The 15,975-nt window shown below is 37.0% G+C and carries 15 protein-coding genes and 1 riboswitch; of the genes, 12 read left to right on the plus strand and 3 right to left on the minus strand.

Annotation, left to right across the window (positions count from 1 at the left end):
* The first annotated feature begins 30 nt into the window (after positions 1 to 30).
* Positions 31 to 1,008 carry a thymidylate synthase gene (locus AC1DCY_RS13020; protein WP_477350701.1) on the plus strand — a complete coding sequence of 326 codons (978 nt, stop codon included), beginning with the start codon at positions 31 to 33 and terminating at the stop codon, positions 1,006 to 1,008.
* A 235-nt stretch (positions 1,009 to 1,243) separates the two neighbouring features.
* Here the strand turns inward: AC1DCY_RS13020 and AC1DCY_RS13025 are convergent, their stop codons facing one another.
* Together AC1DCY_RS13025 and AC1DCY_RS13030 are read right to left on the minus strand one after the other, a co-directional pair.
* Complete coding sequence (locus AC1DCY_RS13025; protein ID WP_477350703.1) at positions 1,244 to 1,474, minus strand: hypothetical protein; 231 nt, start codon at positions 1,472 to 1,474, stop codon at positions 1,244 to 1,246.
* Positions 1,475 to 1,697: 223 nt separating this feature from the next.
* Positions 1,698 to 2,027, minus strand: coding sequence for a hypothetical protein (locus AC1DCY_RS13030; RefSeq protein WP_477350705.1), 330 nt, complete (start codon positions 2,025 to 2,027; stop codon positions 1,698 to 1,700).
* Between the two features lie 156 nt (positions 2,028 to 2,183).
* Between AC1DCY_RS13030 and AC1DCY_RS13035 the strand changes: the two genes are divergently transcribed.
* The 7 genes from AC1DCY_RS13035 to AC1DCY_RS13065 all read left to right on the plus strand — a co-directional run bounded on the left by AC1DCY_RS13035 (position 2,184) and on the right by AC1DCY_RS13065 (position 7,839).
* A complete protein-coding gene (locus tag AC1DCY_RS13035; protein ID WP_477350707.1) occupies positions 2,184 to 2,513 on the plus strand; it encodes a hypothetical protein in 330 nt (109 codons plus the stop codon).
* An 80-nt stretch (positions 2,514 to 2,593) separates the two neighbouring features.
* Positions 2,594 to 2,794 carry a hypothetical protein gene (locus tag AC1DCY_RS13040; RefSeq protein WP_477350709.1) on the plus strand — a complete coding sequence of 67 codons (201 nt, stop codon included), beginning with the start codon at positions 2,594 to 2,596 and terminating at the stop codon, positions 2,792 to 2,794.
* A gap of 45 nt (positions 2,795 to 2,839) precedes the next feature.
* A complete protein-coding gene (locus AC1DCY_RS13045; RefSeq protein WP_142507970.1) occupies positions 2,840 to 3,046 on the plus strand; it encodes a thymidylate synthase in 207 nt (68 codons plus the stop codon).
* 113 nt (positions 3,047 to 3,159) lie between these two features.
* Complete coding sequence (locus tag AC1DCY_RS13050) at positions 3,160 to 3,570, plus strand: Rrf2 family transcriptional regulator (RefSeq protein WP_477350711.1); 411 nt, start codon at positions 3,160 to 3,162, stop codon at positions 3,568 to 3,570.
* A gap of 76 nt (positions 3,571 to 3,646) precedes the next feature.
* Entirely contained in the window at positions 3,647 to 4,276 is a 630-nt protein-coding gene (locus AC1DCY_RS13055) for an NAD(P)-dependent oxidoreductase (RefSeq protein ID WP_477350713.1), read from the plus strand.
* A gap of 444 nt (positions 4,277 to 4,720) precedes the next feature.
* The gene (aspA, locus tag AC1DCY_RS13060; RefSeq protein WP_477350715.1) at positions 4,721 to 6,139 is read left to right on the plus strand and encodes an aspartate ammonia-lyase; all 1,419 of its coding nucleotides are present in this window, start codon (positions 4,721 to 4,723) and stop codon (positions 6,137 to 6,139) included.
* 449 nt (positions 6,140 to 6,588) lie between these two features.
* Positions 6,589 to 7,839 carry a methyl-accepting chemotaxis protein gene (locus AC1DCY_RS13065; RefSeq protein ID WP_477350717.1) on the plus strand — a complete coding sequence of 417 codons (1,251 nt, stop codon included), beginning with the start codon at positions 6,589 to 6,591 and terminating at the stop codon, positions 7,837 to 7,839.
* Positions 7,840 to 7,964: 125 nt separating this feature from the next.
* Here AC1DCY_RS13065 and AC1DCY_RS13070 read toward each other — a convergent pair whose 3' ends face one another.
* Positions 7,965 to 8,399, minus strand: coding sequence for a DUF4181 domain-containing protein (locus AC1DCY_RS13070; protein WP_477350719.1), 435 nt, complete (start codon positions 8,397 to 8,399; stop codon positions 7,965 to 7,967).
* Positions 8,400 to 8,966: 567 nt separating this feature from the next.
* On the opposite strand from AC1DCY_RS13070, the gene AC1DCY_RS13075 reads away from it, so the two are divergent.
* From AC1DCY_RS13075 to AC1DCY_RS13090, 4 genes are all read left to right on the plus strand, one after another.
* Entirely contained in the window at positions 8,967 to 10,436 is a 1,470-nt protein-coding gene (locus AC1DCY_RS13075; protein WP_477350720.1) for an amidase family protein, read from the plus strand.
* Positions 10,437 to 10,596: 160 nt separating this feature from the next.
* Positions 10,597 to 11,478, plus strand: coding sequence for a hypothetical protein (locus AC1DCY_RS13080; protein ID WP_477350721.1), 882 nt, complete (start codon positions 10,597 to 10,599; stop codon positions 11,476 to 11,478).
* Positions 11,479 to 11,631: 153 nt separating this feature from the next.
* Positions 11,632 to 11,815, plus strand: a riboswitch (cobalamin riboswitch).
* A gap of 246 nt (positions 11,816 to 12,061) precedes the next feature.
* Positions 12,062 to 12,826, plus strand: a complete 765-nt coding sequence (locus AC1DCY_RS13085; RefSeq protein ID WP_477350723.1) for a hypothetical protein — start codon at positions 12,062 to 12,064, stop codon at positions 12,824 to 12,826.
* Positions 12,827 to 14,066: 1,240 nt separating this feature from the next.
* The gene (locus tag AC1DCY_RS13090) at positions 14,067 to 15,833 is read left to right on the plus strand and encodes a M60 family metallopeptidase (RefSeq protein WP_477350724.1); all 1,767 of its coding nucleotides are present in this window, start codon (positions 14,067 to 14,069) and stop codon (positions 15,831 to 15,833) included.
* Positions 15,834 to 15,975 lie beyond the last annotated feature (142 nt).

The raw sequence follows: 15,975 nt of genomic DNA on the forward strand, positions 1-15,975 counted from the left end.
CAACAGCATACTTGAAGGAGTTGTTGATTCATGGCGCATCCAGAAATCGCGTACTTAAATTTACTACAACATATATTAGAAAATGGCGTTAAAAAGGAAGATCGTACAGGAACAGGTACATATAGTGTATTTGGCTATCAAATGCGATTTGATTTAAGCAAAGGCTTTCCACTTTTAACGACTAAACGTGTACCATTTAAACTTGTAGCAAGTGAGCTACTTTGGTTCATTAAAGGGGATACAAATATTCGTTATCTACTGCAAAATAACAATCATATTTGGGATGAATGGGCTTTTAAAAGATGGGTTGAGTCCGATGAATATTCAGGTCCTGATATGACAGACTTTGGTCGTCGTTGCTTAGTAGACGAATCTTTCAATGCTGACTACAAAAAAGAGTTAGCTACATTTTGTGAGCGTGTTTTAACAGACGATGAATTTGCAGTTAAATACGGAGAGCTTGGAAATGTTTACGGCAAACAGTGGCGTAATTGGACAACATCAACAGGGGAAAGCATCGATCAATTGCAAGATGTAATTGATCAAATCAAACACAATCCCGATTCTCGACGCATTATTGTCAATGCATGGAATCCAGAGGACGTTATCAATGCTGGAGCAAAAGGCAGTAAAGCTGCATTACCTCCATGTCACGTGATGTTCCAATTTTATGTCGCAAATGGTAAATTAAGCTGTCAGCTAATGCAAAGAAGCCTTGATACATTATTAGGCTGCCCATTTAATATTGCCTCATATGCACTACTAACGCATTTAATTGCACATGAATGTGGTTTAGAAGTTGGCGAATTTATTCATAGCATTGGGGATGCTCATATATATTCAAATCACGTGGAACAAGTAAAAGAACAGCTTTCACGCGAGCCTAAGGACCTTCCAACCTTAAAAATTAATCCAAATAAAACGTCAATTTTCGACATAGAGCTCGAAGATCTTTCTATTGAGGGCTATGATCCACACCCAACAATAAAAGCTCCAATTGCCGTTTAAACAGAAGCAGCAGCCATTTTGGTTGCTGTTTTTTTATTGCGAACAAATAGCGAATTGTCGGCTAGAAGAGCTGGAGCTATGGATAGGATAGGGAAAGTGACGGAACGAAAAGACAAAGTGATGGATAGAAGAGGCAGAGCGACGGATAGAAGAGGTAGAGCGACGTGAAGAAGGGCCAAGCGAAGGAAAGAGATGAGAGCGATGGAAAGAATGGCCGAAGCGACGGAAAGAAAGGTCAGAGTGACGGAAAGAATAAGTCAAGTGAAGGAAAGAGATGAGAGCGACGGAAAGAAGAGCTGAAGCGACGGAAAGAAGAGCTGAAGCGACGGAAAGAAAGGTCAGAGCGACGGAAAGAAGAGCCAAAGCGACGGAGAGAATGGTCAGAGCGACGGAAAGAATGGTCAGAGCGACGGAAAAAATAGGTCAAGTGAAGGATAGAGATGAGAGCGACGGAAAGAAGAGCCAAAGCGACGGAGAGAATGGTCAGAGCGACGGAAAAAATAGGTCAAGTGAAGGATAGAGATGAGAGCGACGGAAAGAATAGCCGAAGCGACAGAAAGAAAGGTCAGAGCGACGGAAAGAAGAGCCAAAGCGACGGAGAGAATGGTCAGAGAGACGGAAAAAATAGGTCAAGTGAAGGATAGAGATGAGAACGACGGAAAGAATAGCCGAAGCGACGGAAAGAATGGTCAGAGAGACGGAAAAAATAGGTCAAGTGAAGGATAGAGATGAGAACGACGGAAAGAATAGCCGAAGCGACGGAAAGAATGGTCAGAGAGACGGAAAGAATCGGCCAAGCGAAGGATAGGGATGAGAGCGACGGAAAGAATCGGCCAAGCGAAGGATAGGGATGAGAGCGACGGAAAGAATCGGCCAAGCGAAGGAAAGAGATGAGAGCGACGGAAAGTAGAGCCGAAGTGACGGAAAGAATGGTCAGAGTGGCGGAAAGAATCGGCCAAGCGAAGGATAGGGATGAGAGCGACGGAAAGTAGAGTCAAAGCGAAGGAAAGTAGAGCCAAAGCGATGGATAGATTGCACAGGGTGGTGGAAAAATAGGCAGAGCGTGGATAGAAAGGCCAAAATCGTGGATAGAAGAGCCAAAGTCGTGGATAGAACCATCAAAGTCGTGGATAGAAGAGCTGAAATGATGGATAGAAGACGGAGCGACGGAGAGAATGGTCAGAGCGACGGAAAAAATAGGTCAAGTGAAGGAAAGCAGAGCCAAAGTGATGGATAGATTGCACAGAGGGGCCGAAAATAGGCAGGGCGTGGATAGAAAGGCCAAAATCGTGGATAGAACCGCCAAAATCGTGGATAGAAGAGCTAAAATGATGGATAGAAAGCAGAGCGACGGATATAATCTGAAAAAATACCAAAGTGACAGAAAGAACCATCAAATAGAAGGATTCTACCGCTCCGAAGCGCTGGATAAAATGCTAAAAGAGAGAGCCAAATTAATTAATTTAGAGCTAAATTCTCTAGCACTTTATATAAAGGCTGTTTAATATAATGAAAAATTTTCCGATATAAGTTTTAATCTGGAAGTCTTATTAAAAATTTAGAGGTGAATGATGTGAGGAGATCGGTGATTTTTCAAATAGACGGAAGAGGGCGTGAGCAGCGTTTAAGGACGAAATTGCTTACGGATATTCCTCAACAAAAAGAGGTATTTATTCATCAAGATGAGCTACCACACATCGCCACAAAATTAAACCAGGAGCAAATACATAAAATGATGCAAGTCATTGAGGAAATTCGCCTAAAACGTTATAAAGAAACACTATAAATGTAAGCGCCTTCTAAGCTATAATAACTGAGGAGGTGTTTTATTATGAACGTGATTTTTGTAGATTCGGTTTTAGGTACAGAGCTTTTGCAAATGGTGTCACATGATGTGGCAGGCATATTGGCTGCGGCACAAGGAGAGAGTGTGACGTTTCCAGTTGGTCATTTTAAGTATGAATTTCATAATTTAGACTTTTATGAGGAAGACGGAGAAATACGACAAGAATTAGTTATTTACGTAAAGCAATTATAATTATTGTATAATACTCTGGAAACGGAAAAAAATAAATACAGGTGTAAATAGAGCAATTTGCTTGTTTTTATTTAAACCTGTAACTATAATAGTTACAACAGGTGGTGATACATATGGTGAACAGTCGATTTTCGGTAGCGATCCATATACTTTCGCTCATTGCAACAACATCTGATAAAAACCAGCTGACGTCTGATTTCATCGCAGGTAGTGTGAATACAAATCCAGTGGTCGTGCGACGTATGATCGGGGTGCTAAAAAAAGCGGGCTTGCTTACATCACAACCGGGTATTGCAGGCTATGAACTTTTAGTGGAACCAAAAGATTTAACACTATTAGCCGTTTACCATGCGATTGATGGGCCAGAGCAGCTATTTGCAATTCATGATGAGCCAAATCCAGCATGTGCGGTTGGTCGAAAAATCCAACGGACATTGGAAGGTGTTTATACATCTGTTTGGTATGCAATGGAAGAACAACTGCAAGCACAAACTTTACAGGATGTGTTAGATCAACTTCGTTAACATCAACGAAGTCGGTCTTTTGTATCTAACCTGTAACTAAAATAGTTACAATTGGAAAATAGGAGGAATTATTAATATGAAAATTGCGGTAATTGGTGCAACAGGGAAAGCAGGACAAAAAATTGTAGAGGAGGCACTGCAACTTGGTCATGATGTAACAGCGATTGTACGTTCAGCTTCAAAAGTGACGGCAAATATTCCTGTAATTGAAAAGGAAGTATTTGAATTATCTCAAGAAGATGTAAAAGGCTATGACGTAGTCGTAAATGCGTTTGGCGCTCCTTTTGGTCAAGAGGAATTACATGTGAAAGCTGGTCGTCATTTAATCGATATTTTCACTGGTATTGATACAAAATTATTTGTTGTCGGTGGTGCGGGTAGTTTGTTTGTAGACCCAGAGAAAACTGTACGCGTAATGGATACACCAGATTTTCCAGAAATGTTCTATGCGACAGCGAAAAACCAAGGTGAAAATCTAAATGACTTACAACAATCTACTATTACTTGGACATTTTTAAGCCCATCTGCTTTCTTTGATTCAGAAGGTCCACGTACAGGTAGCTATACTACTGGAGAAGATCACTTATTAGTAAATGCAGCTGGTGAAAGTTATGTTAGCTATGCAGATTACGCGGTTGCGGTGTTAGATGAAATTGAAAATCCAAAGCATGTAAACGGCCGTTTTACAGTTTCTTCTAATAAGTAATAATGTAAAAGCTGTAACTCCAGAGATCTTGGGATAGAACACATTAAAATAGTTTATATTGAGCTGAACTAACACAAACAATTAGTTCAGCTTTTTTATTGTTATAAATGAACGATTGGGAATATTTATCTCGCATTGTAATAGTCCGATTGGTGAAGATTAATAATTAGTAAGGGATTTATGAATAGAGTTCTTTGTCCAAGCAAAAAGCCGAATCCGTACGCAATTATGCTGAGGCATAATTGTAAAAAACGAGAAAAACTGATAACTAAAGTAAAAAGTGTGTAATCTTATGTCTTAATGGTTTCACAGTAGTGCTCGGTTTTTAGGGAATAATAATATCTTTTCATGGAATTTTTCATTTTACAGACAAATGACTGTTTACAATACTGCATTAATTAGCTACTATCAAGTGTGAGGATTACATAAAAGGAGACGACAATTATGTCCACACAACGTATAGAAAAAGACTTTTTAGGTGAACGTGCCTTACCAAGCAATGCTTATTATGGAATTCAGACGCTTCGTGCAACTGAAAATTTCCCGATTACAGGATATACAATTCACCCTGCTCTTATTAAAGCAATGGGTATTGTAAAAAAAGCAGCTGCTATGAGTAATATGGAGGTACACCTACTTTCAACAGAAATCGGAGATGCAATTGTCGAAGCTGCACAAGAAGTTATTGACGGCGAGTGGGATGCTGAATTTATCGTTGACCCAATCCAAGGTGGAGCTGGCACATCTATTAATATGAATGCCAACGAGGTTATTGCTAACCGTGCCTTAGAGATTTTGGGCAAAGAAAAAGGGGACTACAAAACAATTAGCCCAAACAGCCATGTTAATATGTCACAATCAACAAACGATGCTTTCCCAACAGCAATTCATATTGCTGTGTTGAATTTGATAGATGAACTACTTCTTACAATGGAAAACATGCAAGCGGTGTTCCACCAAAAAGCGGAACAATTTGCGCATGTTATTAAAATGGGACGTACGCATTTACAAGACGCGGTTCCGATTCGATTAGGACAAGAATTTGAAGCATATTGCCGTGTTATCACTCGTGATATTGTGCGTATTCGCCAAACTCGCCCCAATTTATATGATGTAAATATGGGTGCAACTGCTGTTGGTACAGGATTAAATGCATTCCCTGACTATATTCAATCAGTTGATGTTCATCTTGCTGAAATTTCAGGATTGCCGCTTAAAGGCGCTACACACCTGGTGGATGCAACACAAAATACTGATGCTTATACAGAAGTATCGGGCGCATTAAAAATCTGTATGATTAATATTTCGAAAATCGCTAATGACCTTCGTTTAATGGCATCTGGTCCACGTGCTGGATTAGGGGAAATCGTTTTACCAGCTCGTCAACCTGGATCTTCTATTATGCCAGGAAAAGTAAATCCTGTTATGCCAGAGGTTCTTAACCAAGTTGCCTTCCAAGTAATTGGTAATGATCATACGATTTCTTTAGCATCTGAAGCAGGACAATTAGAATTAAACGTTATGGAGCCTGTGCTTGTCTTTAACTTAATTCAATCTATTAGCATTATGAATAATGTGTTCCGAGCATTTACACAAAATTGCTTGAAGGATATTGAAGCAAACGAAGACCGTATGAAAGAATACGTGGAGAAAAGCGTTGGTGTATTAACAGCAGTGAACCCGCATATTGGCTATGAGGTAGCTGCACGTATTGCGCGTGAAGCAATTTTATCTGGTCGTTCAATCCGTGAGCTTTGCATCGAAGAAGGTGTACTAACGAAAGAGCAATTAGATTTAATTCTGGATCCATATGAAATGACACATCCAGGTATCGCAGGATCAAGTATTATGAAATTAAAATAATTTATTATGAAAGCACTTTGTCTAAAGCAAAGTGCTTTTATAATTGTTGAAGGAAATCTTGATGAATGTTATGCGCTTTAAATATGGGTGGTTGTTCAAGGTTACTTAGTTCCTATGAACAAGTACAACACGGCTATTTGCGCTTATGTTGTTGCAGCCGCTCCGTTTACGCACAGAAATGTCGTAGATGAGGACCCTGGAGTATGCGAAGCGGCTCATCAGACGACGTAGGAAAGTGCTCAGTCGGAACGGAAATCACCCCCTCGTTTTGCAGATGAGTCATACTTTTATATCACATCTTCATTGACACAATGGTTTTGATAATACGAAAGCACTTTACCTTTTGTAATTCATTTCCCTTACAAAAGTTGGGCTTTTTTCTATCAATTTCAGGAGATTTAAACTATAATAACTACGTTGGAGTAATATTATAGTTGGAGGAATTTAGTATGAGTTTACGAAAAAAAAGTATAATTTGCTTTTCTACTTTAAATGTTCTCATGGGTGTTATATTAATTATTGACCTAGCAAATATAACTTCATTAGGATGGCTATCCACTTTATTAACAGTAATAGGATTTACTATGTCATTATCTTGTATTTTCTATGTAAAATTTAAAATTATTAAGCCTATTAAGCAATTAGCACAATCCGCTCAAGCAATTGCAGATGGAAATTTGCGTACAGCTCCGATTGAAATTAATTCCAATGATGAGATTTCAGACTTAGCTAAAGCGTTTTTAGAGATGAAGAAACAATTACATACGATGACACAAAAAATTGCGAGTAGTTCTACAGATTTATCTGCGAGCATAGAGGAGCTATCAGCAAGTACAAATGAAATTACAGATGCAGTTAATGAAGTTGATTCACAAATGGAGAATACGACTGAGGGTCTTAAGAAAGCAGCTCAATCAGCAAATGAAAGTGCTATTGCTATGCAGGAAACTGCTGATGGCATTGAACGTATTACCGTGGCAACGCAAGATGTATTTGATCATGCAAAAGAAGCAAATGACATTGCAGGTAACGGGGCGGAAATTTTACACGTAGCTAAAAATCAAATGGAGTTTATTTCAACTTCTACTGAAAAAACAAGTGAATTGATGCAGCAATTATCAGGTAAAATGACAGATATCAAGTCTATGACAGAGATGATTACAGCTATTACAGATCAAACGAATTTGTTAGCATTAAATGCAGCAATTGAAGCAGCGCGTGCTGGCGAGCATGGTAAAGGCTTTGCGGTAGTAGCAGAAGAAGTTCGAAAATTGGCAGAGCAATCTAAGCATTCTGCTATTCAAATTGTCGAGCTAGTTGTTGGTATTGAAAGCGATACAAAACAAGTAGCTACTTCTGTTGAAGAGGACTTGAAAAACGTTCAACAGGGCGTCTATGTCATTGATGAGGCTACAAAGTCATTTGGCACGATCTCTCAGCATGTTAGTAAAATGACGAACCAACTCGAGGATATTTCCGCAACAGCTGAAGAGCTTTCAAGTAGCGCGAATGAGGTTACAAAATTAGTGTCGACAATCGCAAATGGAATGGATAGTTTGTCTAATTATACAGGTGTCATTCTGCAGTCAGTTGATGAGCAAAGTGCTTCCATGCAAGCTGTAAACATGGTAGTGTCACAAGACTTATGTGTACAAGCAGAAAATTTACAAAAGCTTACACAGAGATTTAGTGGACAATAATTGAAAGAAATATAATATTAATTAAAAAAGGCTATTTTGCAGGAGTAAAATTTTCTGCGAAATAGCCTTTTTTATATCAAGCGCATTGATTAACCAGTGTTATCAACCGCTTAATAGCTTCGGAATTAAGCGTTAAATAAGCCGAAAAAATCAGTTGTTATCGTCAAAAATACTATGCTAATCATAAACAACATTTCTGCCAAAGTAGCAACAAAATCTCTTTTATTTTCCGCGTATTTCCATTCCATATATGTTCTTAACAATTCAGTTGTTATTAAAAATACAATTAAGATAAACCATGTTTCGAAATACCAAGGAATTCCAAATGTATCATTATCAATCATATAATAACTAATTAAAAATAAACTCATAAATATTATTCGTACAGACCAATCTAGTTTTTTATGTCTTTCATTAATGTGATTATAAGAAAACCATTTCTTTCTTTCGACACCTAACAACTTTCTAATGACAAATCCAAAAGTACTAACTACTAAAACAAGCACAATTAGAAAAAGCATTAGTGGTCCAAATTGGATATTAATATTAGTCAATTTCATTCACCTCTCAACCTGATCTTTTCATTACATAATGAAAGTGACATTAGCTATAGATTATTTATGTATTCTTATTGCTTGAACAATTAATGTAATTCCTATAATACATAAACTTCCTGATAAAACATGAAGAGTTATATTCCATCCTTCGCTGACTTTTTGAAAATATTTGATATATAAAGACACGCCATATATGAACATTGTGACACCCCAAATGCCTCTAAGCTTCTTCATATGGTCCCGATCCTCCCTTTACTAAACTAACTGAAAATTTTATCTGTATAGAGAGTGTAGCACAGCAGATCATTGTTTGGTAATTAATTGGAGATTGTGCGACAAACGGGAGTCCTGGTTATATGCATACACTTAAGTCATTAGATTTATATGTGAGGGGGCAGTTTAACATTTATGTTTATACGTTAACTACTTACAGAGCTTTGAGTTAGCATACATGAGTATGCGACATCTGGAGCTTGAGGAGACTTTGAAATTTACTTGAAAATACTAAAAGTTATTTAGGAATTAATTGATTTTATTGGTATAATTTTGAAAGAAGGGTGGGGAATATGAATGGATATAAATTTTAATAGTTTTCTTAAAGAAGAATTGTCAGTAATCGATATTCAGACAGCTATGGTAAATGGTGATATAACATCAAAAGAATTAATTATGTATTATTTACACAGAATTGCTAAGTATGATCAAGGCGGGCAGAAGATAAATTCTATGCTTGAAATTAATCCTGAAGCGATATTTATTGCTGAAGCATTAGATGAGGAAAGACTAACAAAGGGAGCTAGAGGGCCTCTACACGGAATTCCGGTAGTTTTAAAAGATAATATTGAAACGAAGGATTTTATGCATACTAGTGCAGGCGTAATAGCATTAGAAAATTATTTAGCTAAGCAGGATGCATTTTTAGTTAAAAAGCTCCGTGAAGCAGGAGCTGTTATTTTAGGAAAAACAAATATGACTGAATTAGCAAACGCTATGTCGAGCACGATGTGGGCGGGTTATAGTTCTCGTGGTGGACAAACACTTAATCCTTATGGTGATCCAGAACTTTATGTGGGAGGATCTAGCTCAGGGTCAGCTGTAGCAGTTGCATCGAACTTTTCTGTTTTATCAATTGGAACTGAGACAGACGCCTCGATTTTAAGTCCAGCTATTACAAATTCAGTAGTTGGCATAAAACCGACTGTTGGGCTCATTAGTAGACAGGGCATTATTCCGTTTACATACTCTCAAGACACAGCAGGGCCAATGGCTAGAACAGTAACAGATGCGGCTATTTTATTGGGAGTATTAACAGGAGTAGATAAAGACGACGTCGCTACATATAAAAGTGAAAGAAGGTTAAATAAGGATTACACCAGTTTTTTAGATGCCACAGGTTTAATTGGTGCTAGAATTGGTGTTTATAATAATGCCTCAAAAGCTTATTATGACTCAGAGGAATATGACGAAACACTTTTTAATAATACAATTCAGGTTTTAAGAGAGCAAGGAGCCGATATTATTGAAGGTATCGAAATTCCTTCTTTTCATAGAGACTGGAAATGGGGAGTACCGCAATACGAATTAAAGCATAGTTTAAATAATTTCCTTGTCAATCTACCTTCCCACATGCCTGTGCATTCTATCTCTGAGTTAATCGAATTTAATAAACGTTCAAAAGGAAAGTCGTTAAAATATGGTCAGGATAAATTGGAATCGAGAGAGAAATTATCGAACACATTAAGAGATTCTGAATATATTAATGCAAAGCTAGAAGATATGTATTTTTCTCAAGAACAAGGAATCGATTATACATTAAAAAAATATGAATTAGATGCAATTTTGTTTCCATCATATATAGGTTCAACAATTAGTGCGAAAGCTGGTTATCCGTCTATTGCCGTCCCAGCAGGGTATAAGAAGAATGGGAGACCGTTTGGCATAACTTTCGCAGGAACAGCATTTAGTGAGGATGTACTAATAAAACTCGCATTTTCATTTGAACAAGCAACTAAACTGCGAAAAGCTCCGAAGTTGTATTAAGATTCTCTGGCAAGCAGTAAGGGGAAAAGTAGCGACGATCATAAGGGAGGATACCTACCTATTAAGAGTACACACCGTAAATCTGATGACCCCAAAGTCCATGATTCTGAATGGTTATTCAAACAATGAGCAAGAAATTCAAGCTGGGGGAAAATACATAATGATAATTAAACCGACAAAAAAAGTTTTACTGTCATGGATGGAAAGTTATGTCCCTGGAAGAGATTTATTTTTTCTATCAGAAGAACATCTTAATCATGAAATTGACTTTACAGATGTATTGTTAATGCCTATAGATGAGTTTTATACTCATAGCACGTATCAGCATTTAAATTATGTTAATAGTTATGAATACTGGAATATAAAGAATGCACAATACGTAATTATTGCTGAAAAAGAATGGATTGAGAGCAAATCGAAAGAGGATCAACAATTGATTTTAAGTTTTCAAGTGCAATGTGAAAGAGGGCTTGTACTCCCCATTAAATTTATAAAGGAGATAGAAAAAGTACCTTCCAGTTATGTACAGAATGGGCACGTTATCATACAGCGTTCAATGTGGGAAGATCTTGACGAAGCATTGAAAGAACAGTTACTTACAACAATGGTTTATGAATGGTGGGATAAGGGAGAATGTGAGGAACCTCCAAAATCATTACCTAGTTTTCTACAGCTATTTGCCAATACTTTTGGGCATCGCCAAGGTGCAAATTGTTTAGCAGCGGTTTTGTATGCAATTTCAAAAGGGAAACAAAAGTGGTTTATTTATGAATGGATATATCAAGAAACATTTCTTGAAAAATTGAGTCAGTATAACTATGAAGAGGTCCTAGGTGAAGGAATACAACAAGGCGACATTGTGATTTGGAAGGATAAAAATGCTATTATTCAACATGCAGCTTATCATATTGGTGAAGAACTGTATTTTAATAAGCACGGACAAACGATGTTTAATCCTTGGAAGATACTTTCGAAAAAGAAACTATATAAAGAGTGGGAGCACCTAACTCCTGTGAATATGAGAAAGAGGATAACGAAATAATAAAAGTGTATCTACAATCCGAGTTAAAAAGACTAGAAGAAAAAGAACAAGAAACTGGAATATATTGTGTTATTTGACTTTAGAAATACACTCATTTACAATTAATTTAATAATCAATAAGGAATGTAGGTTTACTAGATTCCTTTGACAACTGAATAGCATGGAGTAATAGGTGTAAATTGCGTGCAATTTACTTAAAAGGGAAGTCGGTGCAAATCCGACACTGTCCCGCAACTGTAAATGTGAGCGACTTTTCATAGACCACTGTTTAACGACGGGAAGGAGAAAAGTAGCGATGATCATGAGTCAGGATACCTGCCTATTATGAGTACACACCATAACCCTACGAGGAATAGGAGGTGGCATGTTGACAAAACAGAATGCTCTGTTCGTCACTGTACGTCAAACGCCCAAAATAAAAAAAGGTATTGGCTATCGAGCTAATTCTTTCATATTTGGGCATTGTTTGACAGTATATGATGAATGAAAAAGATAGAATGAAGGATTTCCTCGCGTTAAGAGGAAATCCTTTTTTTACTGATGACTTCCGTTTTGAAAATATGTACGAAAAGAGGATGCAAGTATGACGAATATTCATGTATGTACAGCACAGCAATCGCAATCTTTAGATATGAAAATTTGTAAGCAACCACGCACTGAAGTTACTAAGAAAGCTACAACAAGAATGGTTATAGAATCACTTGTTGATCAATTAATAGCTAGTAATCTTATTAGTAATGAACGATTATTTGAGCAAATTTTATATAACAAAGATATTATATGGATTCAAAATGAAAATATTAATGGGCATCTTTTTGCAAAGGCGGATATTACAGATCAGCTTAAAACAAAGACAAATTGTTTTATGATGTATATGCCGACAAATCCAATAGTTTATGAGGTGAATGGCGAGCATTATCATTTAATTACACGCATTGATTCAACTCGTGCAAAACCAAATTTAGAGAGACTTTCCCAAGCTCCTAAGCCAATATTAAGTGCTGCTCGAGTCAATGATTTATTGTGCTCGATCGTAATGCGCTTTTATGAAACATATTTAGAGGATTTATCACAGGTAGCTCAAAAAGACAAACAACTGATTAATTTTGTAGAGCGAGAGTATCATCAATTTTTAGGAGCTGTGAAGGAACTTAATGATTATCATTTAAACTGGCACCCACGTGGTAACGGTCATGAACTACTGCTCGAATTAATTGATAATTTACAACTTTTGAGGAGCCGACCTGGCAAGGTTTTAATTGATTTTTCTAATTCCCATAGCCACATTGTAGTGGCACCTTCATATTGCATTTTTAAACAAGCACAGAAAACAGTACAAGCTTTGTGAATTAAATTCGCGCGGGATGAAGGGGAATACCCGCGCGAAGGCAGAACAAATACCCGCGGAAGGAAGCCAAATATCCGCGAAAGCAGAGCAAATACCCGCGGAAGGGAGTTGAATACCTGAGCGAAGGCAGAGCAAATACCCGCGGAAGGGAGTCGAATACCTGAGCGAAGGCAGAGCAAATACCCGCGGAAGGAAGTCGAATACCCGCGCGAAGGCAGAACAAATACCCGCGAAAGGGAGTCAAATACCCGCGGAAGCAGAACAAAGTAAGCGCCAAATACAACACACCTTCTAATGAAGTCTGTGCTATGTGATAATCACAGTACATTCATTCTTTAGGAGGTTTATTCATGACACAATCAGAACGACAAGCGATGTGGCAAGAACGGATCGCTGCCTTTCGAGCAAGTGGAGAAATGTTTCCGTAAACAGTACGTATGCTGAGAAACTCGCACGTACGGTGTAAAGTGGGGAAAAGCCGGAGATAACGTCAAAGGCGTACCTATCCTATAAGATTCAGAAATCGTAAGTAAACATTTTTTATTATCCATTTTTGAACATTATTGATTTGATTGATCTGTATTTAAACACCTTTAAAACAGCGTTCCACTAAGTATATTGTAGTAAGCTCTAGTTTTATTTGAGGGGAATTAAATGACTTTATAAATATCCATACATGATTTCTAGGACGAAGCGCCTGAAAAAAATGAAAATAAAGGGGTAGCTTTTATGTCTACTCCTTTATTCTTATATAAGAATAATTTTTCTACCCAAATAAAGCCAGATTTTTGAGCTCGAATGATTATTGTTAGGTTTTGTCAGTAGTGTTAGAGTTTATAAATGATAAAACAGCCTCTTTCCTTCTGCACAAAGAGAAGAGACTGTTTTAACACTGCAATTCTTTTTGCTTCAGCGACGTCAATACATGACAAAGGGGGGAAGGAACGAAAAGATCCAAATGGTTAATATAGCATTACTGGAAACTTATAGTCACTATAACCGGATTTACTTAAGGTCTTCGGAGTAGCAAGATTATATTGCTTTATTGCGAAATGAAATGTTTATGCGATTGGGATTTTCTAGGGAATAGCGAAAGTAACTCTTTTTATTTTAGCTCGGTGTTTGCTGGAGGGAGATGGTACAGAGAGAAAAACTCTATTTAAATTTATTATCTTAATATAATAAATATGCGATTTTTATAATGTAAGAAATAATTCGTACAGAAAAAGGGAGGCCCCATATGTTACATAAACCACTAAAAGTATTAGCAACATCTGCTATTTTAACAACTACATTATTTGCTCCTATCATGACAAATAATATAGTTGTTCATGCTGAAACACAAGAACAAACTGCAGAAACACAAGTATCAACAGAACGTATTTTTCAAGTGCCAGGCAAGGGAAATATAGAACAAATCAGAGATAGAGATAGACGACAATTTACGTTTAGTCCCTATGAACCAACTGGACTATACGCAAGTCCCAATGAAAAAATAACAATTCAAGTAGAAGGAACACAGAACATTCAGGCTTATATAGGAGCATATGGCTATGATGCAGGATGGCGTGAATATGGGACAAAAATAAAGTCATTTACTTTAAATCCAGGAGAAAATACAATCGAAAATCCAAATGGTGGAATGATTTATTTTTATAATTCACAACAAGGTGGTACAGTAAAAGCTGCGATTAAAACAGGAGGAACACCTATACCTTTCTTTGAATTAGGAAAACATACGAAACAAGATTTAGTTAATATGCTAGATATGTACCCTAATGCTCATGCAGTGGAATTAAAAGGAGAACGGTCCTTAATAACTGCCAGTCCAGAACGTGTAAAAAAATACTTATTAGGTTCTAATACAGATCCTGCAGAACTCTTAAAAAAAATAGATGAAGCTATTAGAATTCAAGATAAGCTTGCAGGTTTATCCGAGGAACAGGCAGATAAGCATTACGTAGCCTTTGCAGAAGATAATCATACTCCTGATTATTATATGTATGCTAATAATTTTGTAACATCATATGTCGGAGATTCGATTCAGCATGTACTAAACTTGAAAGAATTTACAGAAAACGGATGGGGTCCTTGGCATGAAATGGGTCATCAACGTCAACAAACTCCTTGGCTGTGGGATGGATTAACGGAAGTCACTGTAAATATTTACAGTATGTCTGTACAACGTAATTTAGGACAGAAATCAAGATTAGAAGTAGATTCTTATGAAAAAGCATTTAATTATTTAAGTAAGTCTCAATCGGAAAAAGATTTTAATAAAATTGATGATGTCTTTACGAAATTAGTAATGTTTTGGCAATTAGATTTAGCATTTGGAGAAGAATTCTATCCTGAAATACACCGATTATACCGTGCTATTCCTGATGGAGAACTACCTAAAACTAGCGAAGAAAAGGTACAAGGTTTTATTTACAACACATCCAAAGTAGCAAAGCAGAATTTACTTCCATTCTTTGATAAATGGGGATTAAAAGCATCTACAGAAACTCGACAAAAAATAGAATCTTTGAATCTGCCAACATTAACTGCGCCTATTTGGGAAGCAACTGATTCTAAACGTGTTCCGTTAAACACATTACCTAAAGAAAACATGAAAGTAATTGCAAGTAGTGAAGAATCAGGGCCTGAGCCTGCAACTAATGCAATTGATGGGAATCCCTATACAATTTGGCATAGTAAATGGAGCGAACAAAACCAATTTCCATTTAATTTAACGATTGACCTTGGCGATACTCATACGATTACACAACTCGCATATCTTCCAAGGCAAAATGGACCTGCAAATGGTCGTATTCTAAACTACAACATTTACACAAGTACAGATGGTGTAAATTATCAAAAAGCAACTTCTGGAACATGGGAAAATAACACGAAACAACAATTTGCAACATTTGATCCCGTATCTGCTAAATATTTGAAATTAGAGGTGTTAAATGGAATGAACGGATATGCCTCAGCCGCAGAAATAGATATTTTAGGAAATTAATTTATCTCAAAAACGAAAAAGACGTTATCCTGTCTATAGAATTATAGAAAAGGATAACGTTTTTTCATCTCTCCAACTATCTCTTTATCAGTTCGATTTGCGTACATGTTTCATTTTAATCATCTATTTCGCGGTCTTGATT

The sequence above is a fragment of the Lysinibacillus sp. 10T31 genome (assembly GCF_056394365.1).

Excerpts from the sequence above, each read along its gene's own strand:
- AC1DCY_RS13020 (WP_477350701.1), top strand. The coding sequence starts at position 31 with ATGGCGCATCCAGAAATCGCGTACTTAAATTTACTACAACATATATTA.
- AC1DCY_RS13035 (WP_477350707.1), top strand. The coding sequence starts at position 2,184 with ATGGTCAGAGCGACGGAAAAAATAGGTCAAGTGAAGGAAAGCAGAGCC.
- AC1DCY_RS13045 (WP_142507970.1), top strand. The coding sequence starts at position 2,840 with ATGAACGTGATTTTTGTAGATTCGGTTTTAGGTACAGAGCTTTTGCAA.
- AC1DCY_RS13050 (WP_477350711.1), top strand. The coding sequence starts at position 3,160 with ATGGTGAACAGTCGATTTTCGGTAGCGATCCATATACTTTCGCTCATT.
- AC1DCY_RS13055 (WP_477350713.1), top strand. The coding sequence starts at position 3,647 with ATGAAAATTGCGGTAATTGGTGCAACAGGGAAAGCAGGACAAAAAATT.
- aspA (WP_477350715.1), top strand. The coding sequence starts at position 4,721 with ATGTCCACACAACGTATAGAAAAAGACTTTTTAGGTGAACGTGCCTTA.
- AC1DCY_RS13065 (WP_477350717.1), top strand. The coding sequence starts at position 6,589 with ATGAGTTTACGAAAAAAAAGTATAATTTGCTTTTCTACTTTAAATGTT.
- AC1DCY_RS13070 (WP_477350719.1), bottom strand. The coding sequence starts at position 8,399 with ATGAAATTGACTAATATTAATATCCAATTTGGACCACTAATGCTTTTT.
- AC1DCY_RS13075 (WP_477350720.1), top strand. The coding sequence starts at position 8,967 with ATGGATATAAATTTTAATAGTTTTCTTAAAGAAGAATTGTCAGTAATC.
- AC1DCY_RS13080 (WP_477350721.1), top strand. The coding sequence starts at position 10,597 with ATGATAATTAAACCGACAAAAAAAGTTTTACTGTCATGGATGGAAAGT.
- AC1DCY_RS13085 (WP_477350723.1), top strand. The coding sequence starts at position 12,062 with ATGACGAATATTCATGTATGTACAGCACAGCAATCGCAATCTTTAGAT.
- AC1DCY_RS13090 (WP_477350724.1), top strand. The coding sequence starts at position 14,067 with ATGTTACATAAACCACTAAAAGTATTAGCAACATCTGCTATTTTAACA.